We start from the raw sequence: 18,955 nt of genomic DNA, 5'->3' as shown, positions 1-18,955 counted from the left end.
TGAGCACGGGGAGGCGACGCTGGACAGCCACCGGACGACCGGTGGCTAGCGTCTTGACGCCTCGGGGCTGGACATAGGCGGCAACCTAGCAACCGGGGTCGCGCGCTGTCCAACCGCTTTACCGCAGAAAGTCCAGCACCAGCGGGCTCGCGACGGCGCGGAACTCCTCGAAGTACGCGTGCCGCGCCCCCTCGATCATCCGCAGCTCCGCCCCGGGGATCCGCCCGGCCAGCAGCGGCGCGTTGGCGGCCGGGTTGAACACGTCGTCTGTCCCGTGTACGACCAGCGTGGGCGCGGTGATGGAGGGCAGCGCGTCCCAGGCGTCGTGCCCGGCGCTGGCGGCCAGGTGGCGGCGGCGGGCGTGCGCGGGCATGCCCGGGTCACCGATCGTGTGGTAAGGCCCGGGATGGGTGGCCAGCCAGCCGGGGGTGTACATGAGCTCCAGCAGCGCCCGCTCGGCCGCCGCCCGGTCCGGCTGGGCCAGCGACCGGCGTACGTCGTTGTCCCGCTCGATGCCGTGGGCGCCGCCCGGCGAGCTGCAGCCGAGCACCAGCGCCGTCACCCGCCCGGGATGGCCGGCCGCCAGCCACTGGGCCACCCGGCCGCCCATCGAGGTCCCGTAGACCCGGGCCCGCTCGATCCCCAGCTCGTCCAGCACGGTCAGCACGTCGGTGGCGAAGCCGCGGGTGGTGTACGGTTCGTCTGGTTTGTCGCTTTCGCCGGTGCCCCGGTAGTCGAAGGTGATCGTCCGGTAGGCGGCGTCGAAGTCCGCGCGTACCGGGTCCCACCAGCGGTGGTCGTTGGCCTGCCCGGGCAGGAGCACGAGCGGCGGTCCGTCGCCGCGGACCTGGTAGGACAGCTTGACGCCGTCCGGTGTGGTTGCGTAAGGCACGGCATCGATGGTGCCGCATGAACGTTCCGGCAGGGTGTCCGCGAGGCGGGCTCGGCTCCGACGTATCCGGTGACAGGCACACACCAGGAGAGGACGCGACCCATGAAGTACATGATCCTGACCTACGGCTCACAGCAGGACTACGACGTGCTGGCCGGCCGGGAGACCGACAAGCCCGCCTGGTCCGAGGCGGACGTGGCGGCGATGGCCGAGTTCATGAGGACGTTCGGCAAGGAGCTGGAGGAGTCGGGGGAGCTGGTCGAGACCCGCGGGCTGGCCGCCCCCGTACACACCAGGAGGCTGCACAGCAAGGACGGTGTCCCGGTCGTCACCGACGGGCCGTACGCCGAGACCCAGGAGGTGCTGGCCGGCTACTGGATCGTGGAGTGCGAGAGCTTCGACCGGGCGACCGAGATCGCCGTCCGCCTGGGGCAGTGTCCCCACCCCGGGGGCGCCTACAGCGGTGCCGTGGCCGACATCCGGCCGATCGTGGACTCCAGCGCCGACCTGGGGTTCTGATCGCGGCCACGACCGGGTCCGCGGCCGAGGACCTGCTGCGCGAGCTGGCGCCGCAGGTCCTCGGCGCGGTGGTACGGCGTTACGGGCACTTCGCCGCGGCCGAGGACGCCGTACAGGAGGCGCTGCTCGCGGCCGCCCTGCGGTGGCCGACGGAGGGGCTGCCGGACGACCCCAGGGCCTGGCTGATCACCGTGGCCGCGCGCCGGCTGACCGACCTGCTCCGCGCCGAGCAGGCGCGCCGGCGCCGCGAGGACACCGCTGCCGCCTGGAAGTCGCCCGGCGAGTGGCTGGCGCCCGCCGCCGATCAGCCGGCGGGCGGCTCGGACGACACGCTCATCCTGCTGTTCATGTGCTGCCACCCGGCGCTGCCGCCCGCCGCCCAGATCGCCCTCACGCTGCGCGCGGTCGGCGGCCTGAGCACGGCGGAGATCGCCCGCGCGTTCCTGGTGCCCGAGGGGACGATGACGCGCCGCATCACCAGGGCCAAGCAGCGCGTCAAGGACAGCGGGCTGCCGTTCCGGCTGCCGCGGGCGGCCGAGCGCGCCGAACGGCTGGCCGCGGTGCTGCACGTGCTCTACCTGATCTTCAATGAGGGGTACGCCAGCACGTCGGGGCCCGACCTGCAGCGGGCTGAGCTGACGGCCGAGGCGATCAGGCTGACCCGCCTGGTGCGCCGGCTGCTGCCCGGCGACGCCGAGGTGACGGGGCTGCTGGCGCTCATGCTGCTCACCGACGCGCGCCGGTCCGCGCGTACGGGTCCCGACGGCGCGCTGATCCCGATGGCCGAGCAGGACCGGACCCGCTGGGACGCGGCCCAGATCGCGGAGGGCGTCGAACTCGTCACCGGCGCACTGTCGCGGGGGAAGCCCGGCCCGTACCAGATCCAGGCGGCGATCGCGGCGCTGCACGACGAGGCGCGGACCGCGGAGGAGACCGACTGGCCGCAGATCACGGCCCTGTACGAGCTGCTGCTGCGCCTGTCCGACAACCCCATGGTCGCGCTCAACCACGCCGTCGCCGTGGCCATGGCGCGCGGCCCGCGGGCGGGGCTGGACCGGCTCGAAGGGCTCCGGCAGGACAAGCGCCTGGCCGGCGACCACCGGCTGTACGCGGTCCGGGCCCACCTGCTGGAGCAGGCCGGGGAGCACGAGGCCGCCCGGGCGGCCTACGAGGAGGCGGCCGGCCGCGCGATGAGCCTCCCGCAGCAGCGGTACCTGCACGCCCGAGCGGCCCTGCTACGCGCAGCGGAGTGAGGACTCACTCGCTATTGACGGAGTGAGTGCTCACTCCGTACTGTGAAGCGTATGACGAACCCCACAGATCGCCGGCGTGCGCCGGCCATGAGTCCCGAGCGGCGCCGCGAGATGATCATCCGAGCGGCGCTCCCCCTGGTGGTGGAGTACGGCACGTCCGTGACCACCGCCCAGATCGCCCGTGCGGCGGGCATCGGCGAGGGCACGATCTTCCGTGCCTTCGGCGACAAGGACGCGCTGCTGGCCGCCTGTATGGCGGAGGCGCTGCGGCCGGACGACATGCTCGCCCACGTGGCCGCGATCTCGACGACGCTGCCGCTGGCCGAGCGGCTCATCGAGGCGGCGGAGGCGATGCGCGGCCACCTGGCCAGGATGGGTGCGGTGGCGAGCGCCATGGCCGTCTCCGGGCTCCTGCAACGCGGCGCGCCCCGCGGCGACGCCGCCACTGAAGATTCCTCTGGCGAGCAGGCCAGGCCGCCGGCGTCCAGCCGGGAGGAGTCGATGGCCGCCACCCGGGACGTGCTGACCGGGCTGTTCGAGCCCGAGCGCGACAGCCTCAGGCTCCCCGCCGAGCGGCTCGCCGAGGCCTTCCAGTTCCTGGTGATGGCGGCGGGCCGGGGACCGACCCCGCTGACCGCCGCCGAACTGGTGGACCTGTTCCTGCACGGCGCCATGAAGGACGACAGGTCCGGATGAAGGGTCGGTGGCGTGCTGTCATCCCTTGGCGTAGTACGGGTCCGTGACCCCGCCGGGGCTGCTCAGCGCCTCCATGTCCAGTCCGGTCAGCTTGGCTCCGGCGCGGTAGGCGCTGTCCAGGAACTCCAGCACGGCCCGTACGGGATCCTCCATGGCCCGGACGTCGTCATACCGCAGCACGGCCAGGTGGCTGCCCCGGGCGGGCAGCCACTCGGCCTCCGCCGGCCACAGCGGCTCCCGCCACAGCTCCGCGGGCTCGGGCGCGGTGTAGGAGTAGAACGCCGGCCAGGGCCGCTCCTTGTCCCCGAACCAGAACCCCGAGCTGATCACCTCCCAGCTGTACGCCTCCCGCGTGACGGAGTCGGCATCCGGCGAGACCCGGACCACCCGCCCGGTGAACCGGGTGACCGCGACGTCGAAGGTGTGCCAGAAGTGGTGCACCGGGCTCGTCTTGCCGGCGAAGTCGGCGGCGAACCGGTCGAGCAGCTGCACCACCTGCGACAGGATCCGCCAGTAGCGGTTGATCAGCATTGGGTCGTAGCGCGCGTGCAGCGTGTCCTCGGCGAACGGGGTGTCGTCGCCCAGGTCGAACGGCACCGCCCAGATCTCCGGCCGGATGCCGAGGCCCGCCAGCGTCTCGAACAGCCGGTCGTGGAAGGTCGCCACCGACCGGCCGATCAGGCTGAACTCGGCGCTGCGCCCGTCGAGCACGTCCACCACCAGCCGGTGGCGTACGAGGTCGAAGTCGACGCAGAACAGCGGCTGCTCGCCGAGCCCGCCCATCGGCCGGGTGGTGAGCCCCCGCCCGGTCGGATGGAAGGGGACCTGCCACCAGTGGTTGCGCCGGTTGCTCGACGCCAGGCGGATCTTCCCGACGATCTGCGTGAACCTGTGAAAGGTCTCCTTGGCCTCGACCCACTCAGCGAGCGGCATGGCCGGGAACAGCTCCATGACAGCCCCCCTCCGGCGGTGAGCACTCCCGAAGGGATAACTACCCCACGTATCGGACTAACTCCTCTGCGTGGGATCCCGGGGGTCACCCCGAGCTGACGTATTTGCGCGGGCGCAGGGCGTGGGCCCGCAGCGCCGCCAGGGCCGCGAGCTGGCCCGGCCGGTCCAGCCGCACCGCCAGGTCGTCGCTGAAGGCCAGCCCCAGCGCCGTCAGCTGGGCGATCAGGTCGGTCACAGGACCGGCGACGTCCTCCAGGCCGGCGGACGGATGCCAGCCCTCGCCACCGACCACCTCCGCCACCCGCTCGCGCAGCTTGGCGGGCGACATCAGGGTGCCGTCGGCGAGCAGCAGCAGCGCGGCCTCCCGCGCCGACACCTCGAACTCGCGCCGCCCCCTGGCCAGCAGCAGCCGGGTGACCGCCGACCACATGGCCGAGGGGGACTTCAGCAGCCGCCGGCCGTATTCGGTGATGGCCAGCTTCGCCCCGTCGCGGCTGATCGCGCCCAGCTCCCGCTCGGCCAGCTCGCGCAGCCTGAGCGCCTCGGGTGACGGGGCCAGCCGCAGCGGCAGGCCCTCCGAGGCGGCCAGGGAGAGCAGCCGGTGCAGGGCCGGCAGCGGCTGCGGCTTGATCGGCGCGTGCAGTCGCACCTCGAACGGCTGCGCCAGCTCCCGCCTGGCCGGGCCGCGGCCCAGCACCCACCGGTTGAGCCGCTCGCCGTGCACGCGGTTGAGCCAGCTGTCACCGCCCAGGTCGGCCCGCGGCTCGGTCAGCCAGCGGCGGGTCAGGGCGACGCGGTCGAGGCTCTCGCCGGCGACGATCGCCAGCTCCAGAGCCGCGGAGCAGGCCAGGTGGGCGCCCAGCTCCTCCGGCCCCATGATCATGCTCCACTGCAGCTCGCGCACGTCCGGCGGGAGCACGCCGGTGGCCTCCAGCGCCTGCTGGTAGGCGGCGGTGCCCGCGTCCTCGCCCTCGCGGGCGTAAGTGCGCAGGATGTGCATGGTCGTGGGGGACACGCACAGAGCGGCGTAACGTTCCATACCGCCCAGCTGGAGCAGCCGGCCGAGGGCACGCGCGAGGCGCTCGTGGTCGCCGCCCGGCTTGAGCGGGCCGACCTTGATCGGAAGTGTGTACCAGAGGAACTCGCAGACGTCGAGCTGTGTCACCGTCTCCAGGGCTTCTCCACCCGTCAGCCATTCGACGGCGGTCCGGGCCTCCTCGACCTGGTCCGGGTGAGATCGCTCCAACTCGGCGAGCAGGGCGGTGACATCCGGTGCACTCATGCCTCGAAGTTTGCCGTATCGACCCCGGGCCTGACGATGACCGAATCCGGTGCGTATTGGGTCTTGCACTGCGACTACCCTAAGAGAGCGTTATTGCGGGGGCGATAACGGGGTCATATCCACCGTTTCTCGAAGAGCATCCGGGCCTTCCACTCGGTGTAGGGGATGAGGTCGGCGGACAGGATCGGGTGCAGCCACCAGAAGTTGATCAGTGCCAGCAGGGCGAAGGCCCCGACGACGGCGGCTCCGACGGTGCGACGCACCGGCATAGCACCCGAGGCCGTCGGCGTGGCAGGCCCGATCAGCAGCCCGGCGCACAGCGTGATGGCCAGCACCATGAACGGCACCATGGGAATGGCGTAGAACAGGAACATCGTACGGTTGTCGGCGATGGCGAAGTAGAACCACGGCAGCCAGCCCATGAAGTAGGCCACCACCACGGCCGCGGCCCGCCAGTCGCGCGTGGAGAAGTACCACGTGATCAGGGCCACCAGCGCCGCCACCGCGCCGAACCAGATCACCGGCGTGCCCACGCCGAGCACGGCCTCCGAGCAGTCCTTGACGCCGCAGGTGTTCTGTCTGCCCTCGTAGTAGAAGGCGACCGGGCGCAGCAGCAGCGGCCACTGCCAGGGCTCGGACATGTAGGGATGGCTGGTGGTCAGATCGCTGTGGAAGCTGTAGACCTGCCACTGGTATTTGATCCACGACCGCATCGAGTCGAAGATGAAGAACGGTATGGACGAGGTGGCCTGGTCCCAGTTGCGCCCGTAGCCGTTGGCGCTGGCGAACCAGCCCGTCCAGGTGGCCATGTACGCGAAGAACGGCACGATCCCGAACGCCACGACCCCCTGCGGCACGTCCTTGTTGAACGCCCCCACGTACGGGCGCCGCAACCCCACCGCCCGCCGGGCTCCGAAGTCCCACAGCAGCGACATGACGGCGAACGCCACCGCGAACGCCAGCCCCGACCACTTGACCGCCATCGCCATGGCCAGGCACACCCCGGCGCCGATCCGCCACCACCTGATGCCCAGCGACGGCCCGTAGGCGGACACCGGCGAACTCTCGTACCAGGCGACCAGCCGCTCCCTGGCCTGATCGCGATCGACCACCAGGCACGCGAACGCGGCCAGCACCCAGAACATCAGGAAGATGTCCAGCAGCGCCGTCCGCGACAGCACGTAGTGCAGGCCGTCGAGCGACAGCAGCAGGCCCGCGAAGCAGCCGAGCAGGGTCGAGCGGGTCATCCTGCGCGCCACCCTGGCCAGGATGAGGATGGACAGCGTGCCGATGAGCGCCGCGGCGAAACGCCACCCGAACGGCGTCATCCCGAACAACCACTCGCCCGCCGCGATCATCCATTTCCCCAGCGGCGGGTGCACGACGTAGGACGCGCAGTCGGCCGGTTGCGGGCACTGCTTGAAGATGTCCAGGTTTCCGGCGATGAGACGCTGGTCGGCGATGGGATTCTTGGCGTCGCCGAGCATGATCCGCTCGACGCCGTACTTCAGCAGCGAGTAGGCGTCCTTGACGTAATAGGTCTCGTCGAACACCACGGCCTTGGGATGGCCGAGATTGATGAACCGCAGGACGCCGCCGAAGACGGTGACCAGCAGTGGGCCGACCCAGCCCCACAGCACGCTGCCGCGCATGGGAGGGACGAGCCGCTCGCGTACGGAACGGGCCCGAGGCTCGGTCGGAGGCCGGTCGTCGCCGGCCTCCAGGCTCTCGTAGCCCTGGTACGGGGAATCGGTCACCGCCATTCGGACATCGTACGGGCCCCAAGCCGCAACGAACGCAGAAACACGGTCTATTTGGGATGGGCTGCCACAATGGTCAGGTGACTGGGTACGGCAGGTTGGTGCTGGCAGGAGCACCCATAGGGCAGGCGGGTGACGTCTCGCCCAGGCTGCGCGAGGTGCTCGGGAGCGCCGACGTCGTGGCCGCGGAGGACACCAGGCGGCTGCGCAGGCTCGCCGGCGAGCTGGGTGTGGAGATCACCGGCCGGGTGGTGTCCTACTACGACCAGAACGAGGCGGGCCGCGCCCAGGAACTGATCGAGGCGCTCAAGGACGGCCGCACGGTCGTGGTGATCACCGACGCGGGCATGCCGGGCGTCTCCGATCCTGGCTACCGCCTGACGCGGCTGGCGGTGGAGGAGGGCGTCACGGTCACCGCGTTGCCTGGCCCGAGCGCCGTCACCACCGCCCTGGCCGTGTCGGGCCTGGCCAGCGACCGGTTCTGCTTCGAGGGCTTCCCGCCGCGCAAACCCGGCGACCGGGCCCGCCGCCTGGCCGCCCTGGCGGGCGAGGAGCGCACCATGGTCTTCTTCGAGGCCCCGCACCGGCTGGAGAGCTCCCTGGCGGCGATGGCGGCGGCCTTCGGCCCCGACCGGCCGGCCGCCGTGTGCCGCGAGCTGACCAAGACGTACGAGGAGGTGCGCCGGGGCGGCCTGGGGGAGCTGGCCGAGTGGGCCGCCGCGGGCGTCAAGGGCGAGATCACGATCGTGGTGGCCGGGCACGTGGCCGACGCGGCCGGGCAGGACATGGACGCGCTCGTCGCCGAGGTGGACCGCCGGGTCGCCGAGGGCGCGCAGCGCAAACTCGCCATCGCCGACGTGGCCCGGCAGGCGGGGGTTCCCAAGCGGGAGCTCTATGACCTGGTTCACAGGAGATCCGCGACGCCATAGGGTGCGCATCGTGAGGAACTGGGGGGTTTCGCCTCGCCGGATCGTGCCACCCTTCCAGGAGGGCCCGTTATGGGGCTGGCTCGGGCCCTTGCTGGTGGCGATGTTCGGCGGCATCCTGCGCTTCGTCCGGCTGGGGGAGCCCCGGGCCGTCGTCTTCGACGAGACGTACTACGCCAAGGACGCCTACTCGCTGCTGAAGTACGGCGTCGAGCGGACCATGCTGGGCGACGCCAAGAATCCCATCGCCGACCAGCGGCTCATCGCCGGGAACCTGGACATCTTCAAGCAGTGCCCGCAACCGGCCGACTGCGCCTCCTTCGTCGCCCATCCGCCGCTGGGCAAGTGGATGATCGCGGCGGGTGAGTGGCTGTTCGGGATGACACCGTTCGGCTGGCGTTTCGCCGCGGCGCTCATCGGCACGCTGTCGATCCTCGTGCTGGCCCGGGTGGCGCGCAGGATGACCCGCTCGACGCTACTGGGTTGCCTGGGCGGGCTGCTGCTGTCGCTGGACGGCCTGCACTACGTGCTGTCGCGGACGGCGCTGCTGGACATCTTCCTGATGTTCTGGGTGCTGGCCGGGTTCGCGTGCCTGGTGGTCGACCGTGACCAGGCTCGGGAGCGGCTGGTCGCCTGGTACGAGAGCTCGCCGCTCACCCCCCGCGGCCCGTGGCTCAGGGCCCGGCCGTGGCGGCTCGCCGCGGGCGTCTGCCTCGGGGCCGCGTGTGCGGTGAAGTGGTCGGGGATCTTCTTCCTGATCGCGTTCGCGGTCCTGAGCGTGATGTGGGACATGGGGGCCCGGCGCGCCCTGGGCTTACGTTCGGCCTACCGGGGGGCGTGGTCGTACGACGTGCCCCGCGGGCTGGCCGCGATGGTGCTGGCGCCGGCGGTGACGTTCATGGCGACGTGGACTGGGTGGTTCGCCACCGCCGGCGGGTGGGGGCGCAACTGGGACCAGGCGACCGCCTCGGGGCCGTGGTTCTTCATGATCGACTCGGTGCGGTCATGGGTGGGGTATCAGGTGCAGGTCCTCGGCTATCACAGCAACCTGCACGAATATCACGAGTACATGTCCGAGCCCTGGCACTGGCCGCTGCTGCTGCGGGCGATCCCGTTCTACTATGGGGCGGACCTGCCGCCGTCGGCGTGCGGGGGCGGCCGGTGTGCGCAGGCGGTGCTCGGGGTCGGCACCCCGGCCCTCTGGTACGGCGCCGTGGTGGCGCTGATCGGGCTCATCGGGTGGTACGTGGCCAACCGCGACTGGCGGGCCGGGGCGACCCTGCTGGCGTTCGCGGTCGGCTGGCTGCCGTGGTTCTACTACGCCATCGCCGACGACCGCACGATGTACCTGTTCTACATGCTCCCCGTGGTGCCGTTCATGGTGCTGGCGGTCGTGCTGGTGGCGGGGCTCGCCCTCGGCCGGCAGGACGCCTCCCCTGGCCGGCGGGCGCTCGGGGCTGCGGTGGTGGGGGCCTACGCGCTCATCGTGCTGATCAACTTCTGGTGGCTCCAGCCGGTGCTGACCGGCGAGACGATCACGCAGGCAGAGTGGTGGGCCCGGATGCTGATGCGTTCTTGGACGGCCGTCGTCCCCAGCCCCACCTGACGCCGTGGCGCAGCGTGATCGCCGCCGCGATGCAGGCCAGCGGCACGGCCGGCAACACGTAGCGGTAGTCGAACTCGGCCGTCGCCGCCGGGGCCAGCAGCAACCCCACCGCGCCCAGCCACGGCAGCACCACCGGGCCGCCGAACTTGCGCCAGCGCACGACGACGCCGTACAGGCCGATCAGCAGGATGCCGCCGAGCATGATGCCGCGCAGGTAGAACACCTGCTGGTAGGCGCTCATGATGTCGGCCCACGGGTGCACGATCCTGGTCTCGGGCGGGCCCTGCTCGTAGCTGAACGCGTCGGTGTCGGTCCGGCCGCCCGCGTAGGAGGCCCACTTCGGCAGCCGCTTGGGCTGGCCGGTCTCGTCCATCTCGACGTACGGCTTGAACTGGTACATGTTGTAGGTGGACTCGTCCGGGAAGCGGGGCCGCGCCCAGTGGAACGAGCGGAGGAAGTCGCGCGCCACCACCTTCAGGTAGTCGCCGGGCTGCGACAGGATCGCCCGGGTGGCGAACGCGCTGGCCGCGTCGTTGGTGATCTCGCTCCACTTCTTGTTGGTGCCCCACCGGTGCAGCACCTCGCCGGTGCCGGTGCCGTCGCCGTTGCCCTGGCCCCACAGATACCACTGCGCATAGTCCTTGCGCTGGTTGACCGGGTCGTTGATGCACAGCAGGAGGAGCTGAACCTCCTTGTACTTGTCGATGTCCATCTTGTTGCAGTCGGCGAAGATGGCCGTGCGCATGTACAGGATGAGGCCGTCGCTGTTGGTCATCGCGAACTTCCCGTACGCGGAGGCGAACCATCCCATGTAGGCCATGACGGGAATCGCGCAGGCGAGGAGCACGGCCGTGATCGGGCGCCAGCCCGTGCGCTTGACCAGCAGATAGAGCACCACGAGGGCGAGAATCGGCAGGCCGATCGAGCGGGTCAGCCACGTCAGCGCCAGCAGCAGGCCGATGACCGCGCCCACCTTCCACGTCAGCCGCCGCTTCCACAGCACCAGCGTGATCGCGCCCACCACCAGCAGCATGAACTGGGTGTCGGACATCACCAGCTGCTCCAGCTGGATCTGGTAGGCGTCGAACAGCACCGGCGCCGCGGCCAGCGTGGCGCCCCACTTCGGCAGCCGGAACTTGATCCGCAGCAGCGCGTAGATCAGCGCGGCCGTGGCCAGGCCCATCAGGTGCTGCGTGAACGTCACCAGGGCGAAGCTGTGGAACGGCTTGAGCAACATCAGCCAGGCGCTGTAGCCGTCGGGCCGGATCGGGTGCGGCCGCGGGTGCAGCGCCACCGAGACGTACTCGTATGAGTCGTTGAACCACATCGCCGGGCCGTAGCCGAGCATGGTGATGAGCCGCAGCACGGCGCCGATGCCGAATGCCACGGCGAACACCCGATGCCGGCCCAACATGGACAGCGCACGAGCTGCCAGGCCAGGGGCGGAGTTGTCCGCAGGGGTAATCTCCGCGACGCTCACCATGCTGTAAAGAATGCCAGTCGTTTTTGGGTCTTGACCCGAACATCATCGGGCACAGGGCATGATGGTGCACTGGAAGAGCCTTAACTGAAGGGTAGACACGTGGAACTGACGGTGGTCATGCCCTGCCTCAACGAGGCGGAGACCGTGGAAGTCTGTGTGCGCAAGGCACTGGCGTGCATGGAGGAGCACGGCATCGAGGGCGAGGTCCTGATCGCCGACAACGGCAGCACGGACGGCTCGCAGCAATTGGCCAGAGACGCCGGAGCCCGCGTGGTCCACGTGGATGAGAAGGGCTACGGCAACGCCCTCATGGGCGGGATCCGGGCGGCGCGTGGCAAATACGTGATCATGGGCGACGCCGACGACTCCTATGACTTCACCGCGTTGCTGCCCTTTGTCGAGCAGCTGCGCGACGGCGCGGACCTGGTGATGGGCAACCGCTTCAAGGGTGGCATCGCCCCCGGCGCCATGCCGCCGTTGCACCGCTACCTGGGCAACCCGGTGCTGTCGTTCATCGGGCGGCTGTTCTTTCCCTCGGCGATCGGCGACTTCCACTGCGGGCTGCGTGGTTTCCGGCGCGACTCGATCCTGCGGCTGCAGCTGCAGACGGGGGGCATGGAGTTCGCCTCGGAGATGGTGGTCCGCTCCACGCTGTCGGGGCTCGACGTGCGCGAGGTGCCCACCACGCTCTCGCCCGACGGCCGCTCCCGCCCGCCGCACCTGCGCTCCTGGCGCGACGGCTGGCGCCACCTGCGCTTCCTGCTCCTCTACAGCCCGAAGTGGCTGTTCTTCTATCCCGGCGTGCTCATGATGGTGCTGGGGCTGATCGTGGGCACCGCGCTGACGTTCGGGCCGGTGGAGATCGGCGAGCTGGCCTTCGACGTCGACACCCTGGTCGGGTCGTCGGCGCTCATGGTGATCGGATTCCAGGCGGCGCTGTTCGCGCTGTTCACCAAGGTCTACGCGGCCGAGGAGGGCTTCCTGCCGGAGTCGCCGCGCATCCGCAAGATCATCGACATAGTGACCCTGGAGAAGGGGCTGGTGGTCGGCGGGCTGCTGGCGGTGGCCGGCCTGGTCGGCCTGGTGATGTCGCTGGTGCACTGGCAGGTGCGCAGCTTCGGCGAGCTCAACCCGCGCGAGTCGCTGCGCATCGTGGTGCCGTCGGCGACGGCGCTGGTGATGAGCTTCCAGACGATCTTCGCGTCCCTGTTCATCAGCATCCTCGGCATCCGCCGAACCCGCGAAAGCTCCATCGACGTAGCCGCCAAGGCAGCCGAGGAGGCCGCAGCCGCGGTATCCCTGGAAGCCTCAAAGAGTTAAAGCTCATCTGGTACGCGTTGCCGTGGCTAGCCACCCGCCGTACTCCGGCTGAGGGCCCTCTAGGAAACGCCCGCTGACCCGTCAGTGGCGTGCCACCGTAACGGTGCGCCTCCTGGACCGGCCCCCATGGCCCACCCTGGGCGCCGCCCACCTGCGCCGCCCCCACCACACAACACCCCGCCGACGCGGCGCCCAGTCGGCGGGGCCAGACGTGAGGACTGAGCCCACAGGGACCTGACCAGCGGGGGACTTGGTCCGCGGGAGCTTGGCGGGCGGGAGCTTGGTCAGCAGCGGGCAGTCGGTGAGGCCACTGGGTGGGCCCCCATATGTGGAGCCGCGTAGGTGGAGCAGAGTGGGTGGAGCCCGGTCAGCGGCAGCACAGCCTTTGGGGGCGCTCAGCCGGCGTGGCGTCCAGTTGGCGTGATGTGCCGCCGACGCGACTGGCCTGGCCTGGCCCAGCACACCGGCTCCTCAGCGCGGCCGACCTTCCAGCGAGTCCACCCCAGCGAGCCCACCCCAGCACCCACACCGGCGCGCTCACCCCAGAGCACCCATCCCCAATGCGCCCGGCCTCCACGCGGCCCGCCCCTTGACGCGTCCGGCCCTCCACGCGGCCTGCTCCGGGATGTGCTCGGTCCCCACGCGGCTCGCCTACGACGTGACCGGCACCCGGACGCCCGGCCCGCCCCGTGACGCGCCCGCCTCCCAACGTGGCCCGTCCGGGACGTCACCTGCCCCCAACGCGGCCCGCCCCCACTGGGGCCCGCCCACGACGCGGCCCGCCCACGATGTGACCTGCCCCCACCACGAGACCGGACCCGGTGTGACCTGCCCCTACGACGTGACCGGACCCGGTGTGACCTGCCCCTACGACGTGACCGGACCCGGTGTGACCTGCCCCTACGACGTGACCGGACCCGGTGTGATCGCCCCTACGACGTGACCGGCACCCCGGACGCGCCGGCCGTGCCATCTGGGTCTCCCGATCCGGCCCGACCTCAGGCGATCCCGGCGGCCTTGCGGGTGTGGTGGCGCATCTGGACGTGTCGGCACCCGGGCTCTCTCATAGCCAACCCCCAACGCGGCGGATCCGTTCGCAGGAGATTTCGGGGTGTGATGGGTGGGGTTTTGGGGTGGGAGAGCATTCGCGCGGTAAAAACTCCGGGGTGGACTTTTGCGGCGAGGGGCGCGGATAGGCTTGGGTGCATGTCCCAGCACATCTTGACCGCCGTCGCGTGGCCGTACGCTAACGGCCCCCGCCACATCGGGCACGTCTCAGGGTTCGGCGTGCCGTCCGACGTCTTCAGCCGCTACCAGCGGATGGCGGGCAACAAGGTGCTGATGGTCTCCGGCACCGACGAGCACGGCACTCCCATCCAGGTGCAGGCCGACAAGGAGGGCGTGACCGCCAGGGAACTGGCCGACCGCTACAACCGCGTGATCGCCGAGGACCTTACCGGGCTGGGCCTCTCTTACGACCTGTTCACCAGGACCACGACGAAAAACCACTACGCCGTCACGCAGGAGATCTTCAAGGGCCTCTACGCCAACGGCTACATCTTCCCCAAGACCACGATGGGCGCGATCTCGCCCTCCACCGGCCGTACGCTGCCCGACCGCTACATCGAGGGCACCTGCCCCATCTGCGGCTACGACGGCGCCCGCGGTGACCAGTGTGACAACTGTGGCAACCAGCTCGACCCGATCCAGCTCATCAACCCGAAGAGCCGCATCAACGGCGAGACGCCGACGTTCGTCGAGACCGAGCACTTCATGCTCGACCTGCCCGCCTTTGCCGGGGTGCTGGGCTCCTACCTGCAGTCCAAGCAGGGCGAGTGGCGGCCCAACGTACTGAAGTTCGCGCTCAACCTGCTCGGTGACCTGCAGCCGCGGGCGATCAGCCGTGACCTCGACTGGGGCGTGCCGATCCCGCTCGACGGCTGGCGCGACCAGCCCAACAAGCGGCTCTACGTGTGGTTCGACGCGGTGATCGGCTATCTGTCGGCCTCGGTGGAGTGGGCCAGGCGCTCGGGCGACCCGGACGCGTGGCGGCAGTGGTGGCAGAATCCCGACGCCCGCGGCTACTACTTCATGGGCAAGGACAACATCGTCTTCCACGCCGAGATCTGGCCCGCGATGCTGCTCGGCTACAGCGGCCAAGGCGACCGCGGCGGCTCGGCGGGCTCGCTGGGCGCGCTCCAGGTGCCCTCCGAGGTGGTCTCCAGCGAGTTCCTGACGATGGAGGGCCGCAAGTTCTCCTCGTCCCGGCAGGTCGTCATCTACGTACGCGACTTCCTCGCGCGTTATGACGCCGACGCGCTGCGCTACTACATCGCCGTGGCCGGACCGGAAAACCAGGACACCGACTTCACCTGGCAGGAGTTCGTCAACCGCAACAACGGCGAGCTGGTCGCGGCCTGGGGCAACCTGGTCAACAGGTCGATCTCGATGGCGGCGAAGAACTTCGGGGCGGTGCCCGAGCCCGGCGACCTGACCGACGCCGACCGGGCGCTGCTGGAGCGCTCGCGCAAGGCGTTCGCGCCGGTGGGCGAGGAGCTGGGCAGGTCGCGGTTCAAGAACGCGATCACCGAGGCGTTCGACGTGGTCCGCGAGGCCAACAAATATCTGGCCGAGCAGGAGCCGTGGAAGCTCAAGGACGACCCGGCCAGGCAGAAGTCGATCCTGCACGTCGCGCTGCAGGTGGTCGACGACGCCAAGACGATGCTCACCCCGTTCCTGCCCAGTTCCGCCAACAAGGTCTTCGCCATGCTGGGCGGCGAGGGCGTGTGGACGGGCATGCCGGAGATGCGCGAGGTCGACGAGGACGGCGGCACCCCCTACCCGGTGATCACCGGCGACTACGAGAGCGGGGCGGCCCGCTGGGAGCACCGGCCGATCAAGCCGGGCACGCCGCTCGCGCCGCCGGTGCCGCTGTTCAAGAAGCTCGATCCCAAGGTCGTGGACGACGAACTGGCCCGGCTGACGGGGTGACGACATGAGCAAGTCCGCAGCGGGCAGGACCACGCTGCCCGCCGCGCCGGAGCCGCTGTCCCGGCCCGTGTTCGACAGCCACTGCCATCTCGACGTCATGGTCGGCAATCGGCAGGCCTCGTCCGGCGATCCGGTGGCGCAGGCCGCGCAGGCGTCGGCGGCCACCGTACGCGGCATCCTGGAGGACGCCCGCGCCGTCGGCGTGACCAGGTTGGTCACGATCGGCTACGACCTGGTGTCCTCCCGGTGGGGCGCCGACGTGGCGGCGGAGCAGGAAGGCGTCTACGCCGGGGTGGCCATCCACCCCAACGAGGCCCACGAGGCCACCCCCGAGGTGCTGGCCGAGATCGAGGCGTTGGCGGGGCGGCCGGAGGTGCGGGCCGTGGGGGAGACCGGGCTCGACTACTACCGCGACTGGGCGAGCAAGGACGACCAGCACGCGAGCTTCCGGGCGCACATCGAGATCGCCAAGCGCACCGGCAAGGCGCTGGTGATCCACGACCGGGACGCCCACGACGACGTGCTGAAGGTGCTGGCCGAGGCCGGTGCGCCGGAGAAGGTGGTCTTCCACAGCTTCTCCGGCGACGCCGAAATGGCGAAAAAGTGCGTTGACGCCGGATATTTCATGTCTTTCTCCGGGCCCGTCACGTACAAGAACGCCTCCTACCTCCGCGCGGCCGCCGAGGTCGCGCCCATGGAGCTCATGCTGGTCGAGACCGACGCGCCCTATCTGCCGCCGGTCCCGCACCGGGGCAAGCCCAACGCCCCCTACCTCATCCCGCTCACCCTGCGCTGCCTCGCCGAGGTCAAGAAGGTGCAGCCGGATGAGTTGTGCGAGGCGATCAGCGCCAACGGAATCACGGTCTTCGGCGAGTGGTGACCATCTTTTGGTGAACCGGTAGCTGCGGCGGTCTCGTCGCCGCTAGCGTTCGGGCGGTCGCAGCCCGTTACCGGAGGTGGTTTCGTGCGAGGCAAGAGGCGTGCGCCGCGGCCGCCGATCCCCTGGCGCTCCCGGTGGACCCCCGTGGTGTGCCTGACGGGAGTGGTGGCCCTCGGCGCGGTCGCGGTGGTGTCGTTCCTGGTCAAAGAGGTGGTCGTGGTCGTCGACGGCCGGCCGCTGGCGGTGCGCAGCTTCGCGGGCACCGTAGGCGGGGTGCTCGGCGACGCCGGGGTGTCGCTGGGGGTCGGCGACGTCGTACGGCCGGCCGGGCAGGAGGCCGTCTCCGACGGCGCCACGATCGAGGTACACCGGGCGCGCCCGATCACCCTGATCCTGGACGGCCGCACGTCCCATCACCTGGTCACCGCCACGAACGTCGCCGATGCCCTGGCCGAGCTCGACATCGTTCCGGCGGCGGGCAAGCTGTCGGCCCCGCCGGGGGACGCGGTGCCGCTGGAGGGGATGTCGCTGACGGTGTACACGCGGCGGAAGGTCTATGTGGTCGCGGGCACCACCCGCTTCACCTCGCGTACGACCGCCCGCACGGTACGCCAGGTGCTCAGGCAGAAGCGCATCCCGCTGGGCCGCGGTTACCGGGTGTCCCCGCCGCTGACCAGCTTCCCGGAGGACGGCACGGTCATCACGATCATGCCGCCGCGCGCCCTGCCGGTCGATCCGGAGGTCATGCACCTCAACTGGGCGGCGCTGGCGGAGTGCGAGTCGAACGGCGACCCGCAGGCCTACAACCCGGACGGTCCCTACTACGGGATGTACCAGTTCAGCCTGCCCATGTGGGAGGCCGTGGGCGGCATGGGGCTGCCGAGCGCCTGGCCGGAGGACGAGCAGACCTACCGGGCTCAGCTCCTGTTCCAGCACGTGCAGGGCAGGTGGCAGGGGCAGTGGCCGAACTGCGGCGGCCACCTGTTCACCCGCACCGCCCTGGCAGCCCCCTGACCAATGCTCACCCGCCGTCCCGCGCCGCCCTGACGGCCCCTGACCCGTCCAAGCCGTCCGGACAACGGCGCGTCCCATCCCCCGTCCGGAGCCCCAACGGCGCGTCTCATCCGCCGTTCCTCGCCGCGCTGGCCGCCCCTGGCCCGTCTCGTTCGCCCGTGCCGCGCCGTCCTGGCCGGGCGCCGCAAGCCTGCAGCCGGTTCGGGGCAGGCGTCAACCCGCTACCACCGCCCCGAAGTCGGCGCCCTTGGCCGGCTGTAACGGCTGGAGGGTGTCGGAGTTGCGGGCCGCGACCGCGATCCGCCCGTACGGTCGCGCGTCCGGCTGCCCGATGAAGAGCTTGTTGCCGCTGAAGGCGACCGACCAGCCGAACAGCCCGTCCGCAGCCGGGAACCGGCGATCCTCGTCGGCGTCCTTCCAGGAGACGATCCGGACGCCGCCGCCGTAGGGCGCGCCGATGGCCAGCCTGCCGTCCGCGGAGGCCGCCATCGAGAACCCGAACGCTTCCTTGCCCGCCTGCGTCACCGTCCTGACGAGTTTCCTGGCGGGGTTCAGGAGCTGCACGGAACCGGGGCCCGGGGAGCTCACCGCGTATCCGGAGCCTTCGGCGTAGGCCACCGCGTAGCCGTACCGGTCGCCGCTCGCATTGGTCGGCGAGTCCAGCTTGAACGTCGTGAGCTCGCGGGCCAGCACGTCGTCGATGAAGACGACCGAGCCCGAGTCGATCTTGCCGGCCTCGACCTGGCGGCCGGCGCCGTCGTCGTTCTCGTACGGGACGCCGACGATCATCCCGTTCTCCGGGCCGAACGCCATCGACCAGCCGAACTGGTCGCCCACCTCGCTGTTGCCCCGCACCTCGACGGTCTCCTGGCTGATCCGGCGTAACTCGCCGGTGCCCTTGCGCACGTACAGGGCGCCCACGTCCACCAGCGACCCCTCGTCCTCGTACGGTGCGCCGATCGCCACCAGGTCACCCCGCGCCGCCAGTGACCAGCCGAAATGCGCGAAACGTTGCGGCTGGGGGGCGGTCAGGCGCTGCGGAGGCGTGGCCCCGCCGCCGTACACGACGTAGGCGGCCCCGGCGTCCTCGGCCCCGTCCACGTCGGTGTACGGGGCACCGACCACGAGGTCGGCACAGGCGTCGCCGTCGACCTTGGCCAGCCGTACGGACCAGCCGAAGCCGTCGCCATCGGCCAGGCCGGGAACGGTGACGGCGACGACCTTGTCACCGGACACCACGCTCACCGACCCCTTCTGGTCGTCCGCGAACGGGTCACCCACGGCCACGTCATCCACGCCGTCACCATCGAAGTCGGACGTACCACCGCAGGCCGCCGTGACCCCGGACGCCGCCGCCGACACGACGGACCCGGACGCCTCTA

Annotated in this window: 15 protein-coding genes; 9 read left to right on the top strand and 6 right to left on the bottom strand. The window is 70.6% G+C overall.

The features are described from left to right. Positions 1-118 precede the first annotated feature (118 nt). Positions 119-892, bottom strand: a complete 774-nt coding sequence (locus BLS95_RS17995) for an alpha/beta fold hydrolase (RefSeq protein ID WP_090932597.1) — start codon at positions 890-892, stop codon at positions 119-121. A 102-nt stretch (positions 893-994) separates the two neighbouring features. Here BLS95_RS17995 and BLS95_RS17990 point away from each other — a divergent pair, with 102 nt between their 5' ends. Genes BLS95_RS17990 through BLS95_RS17980 form a run of 3 tightly spaced genes read left to right on the top strand, consistent with a single transcriptional unit; the run spans position 995 to position 3,360 of the window. After that, complete coding sequence (locus tag BLS95_RS17990) at positions 995-1,411, top strand: YciI family protein (protein ID WP_090932595.1); 417 nt, start codon at positions 995-997, stop codon at positions 1,409-1,411. Further along, the gene (locus BLS95_RS17985) at positions 1,327-2,664 is read left to right on the top strand and encodes an RNA polymerase sigma factor (protein ID WP_425434736.1); all 1,338 of its coding nucleotides are present in this window, start codon (positions 1,327-1,329) and stop codon (positions 2,662-2,664) included. The genes BLS95_RS17990 and BLS95_RS17985 overlap by 85 nt, the downstream gene beginning before the upstream one ends. A 51-nt stretch (positions 2,665-2,715) precedes the next feature. Further along, positions 2,716-3,360, top strand: coding sequence for a TetR/AcrR family transcriptional regulator (locus tag BLS95_RS17980; protein ID WP_245765123.1), 645 nt, complete (start codon positions 2,716-2,718; stop codon positions 3,358-3,360). 18 nt (positions 3,361-3,378) lie between these two features. Here the strand turns inward: BLS95_RS17980 and BLS95_RS17975 are convergent, their stop codons facing one another. The 3 genes from BLS95_RS17975 to BLS95_RS17965 form a co-directional block, all read right to left on the bottom strand. Next, the gene (locus BLS95_RS17975) at positions 3,379-4,311 is read right to left on the bottom strand and encodes a DUF5996 family protein (RefSeq protein WP_090932591.1); all 933 of its coding nucleotides are present in this window, start codon (positions 4,309-4,311) and stop codon (positions 3,379-3,381) included. 85 nt (positions 4,312-4,396) lie between these two features. After that, positions 4,397-5,593: a hypothetical protein gene (locus BLS95_RS17970; protein WP_176993245.1), complete on the bottom strand. Its 1,197-nt coding sequence runs from the start codon at positions 5,591-5,593 to the stop codon at positions 4,397-4,399. A gap of 113 nt (positions 5,594-5,706) precedes the next feature. Next, the gene (locus tag BLS95_RS17965) at positions 5,707-7,356 is read right to left on the bottom strand and encodes a dolichyl-phosphate-mannose--protein mannosyltransferase (RefSeq protein WP_090932589.1); all 1,650 of its coding nucleotides are present in this window, start codon (positions 7,354-7,356) and stop codon (positions 5,707-5,709) included. Between the two features lie 56 nt (positions 7,357-7,412). Here BLS95_RS17965 and rsmI point away from each other — a divergent pair, with 56 nt between their 5' ends. Both rsmI and BLS95_RS17955 read left to right on the top strand, forming a co-directional pair. Further along, positions 7,413-8,282, top strand: coding sequence for a 16S rRNA (cytidine(1402)-2'-O)-methyltransferase (rsmI, locus tag BLS95_RS17960; protein ID WP_090932587.1), 870 nt, complete (start codon positions 7,413-7,415; stop codon positions 8,280-8,282). Between the two features lie 10 nt (positions 8,283-8,292). After that, positions 8,293-9,885, top strand: a complete 1,593-nt coding sequence (locus BLS95_RS17955; RefSeq protein WP_245765121.1) for a dolichyl-phosphate-mannose--protein mannosyltransferase — start codon at positions 8,293-8,295, stop codon at positions 9,883-9,885. Here the strand turns inward: BLS95_RS17955 and BLS95_RS17950 are convergent. Beyond that, complete coding sequence (locus BLS95_RS17950; protein WP_245765120.1) at positions 9,815-11,272, bottom strand: hypothetical protein; 1,458 nt, start codon at positions 11,270-11,272, stop codon at positions 9,815-9,817. The two genes, BLS95_RS17955 and BLS95_RS17950, sit on opposite strands and share 71 nt — an antisense overlap. A gap of 195 nt (positions 11,273-11,467) precedes the next feature. On the opposite strand from BLS95_RS17950, the gene BLS95_RS17945 reads away from it, so the two are divergent. The 4 genes from BLS95_RS17945 (at position 11,468) to BLS95_RS17930 (ending at position 17,573) form a co-directional block, all read left to right on the top strand. Then, complete coding sequence (locus BLS95_RS17945) at positions 11,468-12,688, top strand: glycosyltransferase family 2 protein (RefSeq protein WP_176993244.1); 1,221 nt, start codon at positions 11,468-11,470, stop codon at positions 12,686-12,688. Positions 12,689-13,894: 1,206 nt separating this feature from the next. Then, positions 13,895-15,679 (top strand): methionine--tRNA ligase, encoded by a 1,785-nt coding sequence (gene metG, locus BLS95_RS17940; RefSeq protein ID WP_090932579.1) that lies wholly within the window; start codon positions 13,895-13,897, stop codon positions 15,677-15,679. A gap of 4 nt (positions 15,680-15,683) precedes the next feature. Next, entirely contained in the window at positions 15,684-16,559 is an 876-nt protein-coding gene (locus tag BLS95_RS17935; RefSeq protein WP_090932577.1) for a TatD family hydrolase, read from the top strand. Positions 16,560-16,643: 84 nt separating this feature from the next. Continuing rightward, positions 16,644-17,573: a resuscitation-promoting factor gene (locus BLS95_RS17930; RefSeq protein WP_090932575.1), complete on the top strand. Its 930-nt coding sequence runs from the start codon at positions 16,644-16,646 to the stop codon at positions 17,571-17,573. A 213-nt stretch (positions 17,574-17,786) separates the two neighbouring features. Here BLS95_RS17930 and BLS95_RS56855 read toward each other — a convergent pair whose 3' ends face one another. Beyond that, positions 17,787-18,869, bottom strand: coding sequence for an FG-GAP repeat protein (locus BLS95_RS56855; RefSeq protein ID WP_218135821.1), 1,083 nt, complete (start codon positions 18,867-18,869; stop codon positions 17,787-17,789). Positions 18,870-18,955 lie beyond the last annotated feature (86 nt).

Origin of the sequence: Nonomuraea jiangxiensis (genome assembly GCF_900099965.1) — a bacterium.
GTDB lineage: Bacteria > Actinomycetota > Actinomycetes > Streptosporangiales > Streptosporangiaceae > Nonomuraea > Nonomuraea jiangxiensis.
The sequence above is the reverse complement of the archived record's forward strand: the minus strand, read 5'-3'. Positions and strand labels throughout refer to the sequence as shown.

What these genes read in the sequence shown, in the direction of transcription:
- metG (WP_090932579.1), top strand. Translation starts at nt 13,895, where the DNA reads ATGTCCCAGCACATCTTGACCGCCGTCGCGTGGCCGTACGCTAACGGC.
- BLS95_RS17980 (WP_245765123.1), top strand. Translation starts at nt 2,716, where the DNA reads ATGACGAACCCCACAGATCGCCGGCGTGCGCCGGCCATGAGTCCCGAG.
- BLS95_RS17965 (WP_090932589.1), bottom strand. Translation starts at nt 7,356, where the DNA reads ATGGCGGTGACCGATTCCCCGTACCAGGGCTACGAGAGCCTGGAGGCC.
- BLS95_RS17990 (WP_090932595.1), top strand. Translation starts at nt 995, where the DNA reads ATGAAGTACATGATCCTGACCTACGGCTCACAGCAGGACTACGACGTG.
- rsmI (WP_090932587.1), top strand. Translation starts at nt 7,413, where the DNA reads ATGGGCTGCCACAATGGTCAGGTGACTGGGTACGGCAGGTTGGTGCTG.
- BLS95_RS17975 (WP_090932591.1), bottom strand. Translation starts at nt 4,311, where the DNA reads ATGGAGCTGTTCCCGGCCATGCCGCTCGCTGAGTGGGTCGAGGCCAAG.
- BLS95_RS17970 (WP_176993245.1), bottom strand. Translation starts at nt 5,593, where the DNA reads ATGAGTGCACCGGATGTCACCGCCCTGCTCGCCGAGTTGGAGCGATCT.
- BLS95_RS17935 (WP_090932577.1), top strand. Translation starts at nt 15,684, where the DNA reads ATGAGCAAGTCCGCAGCGGGCAGGACCACGCTGCCCGCCGCGCCGGAG.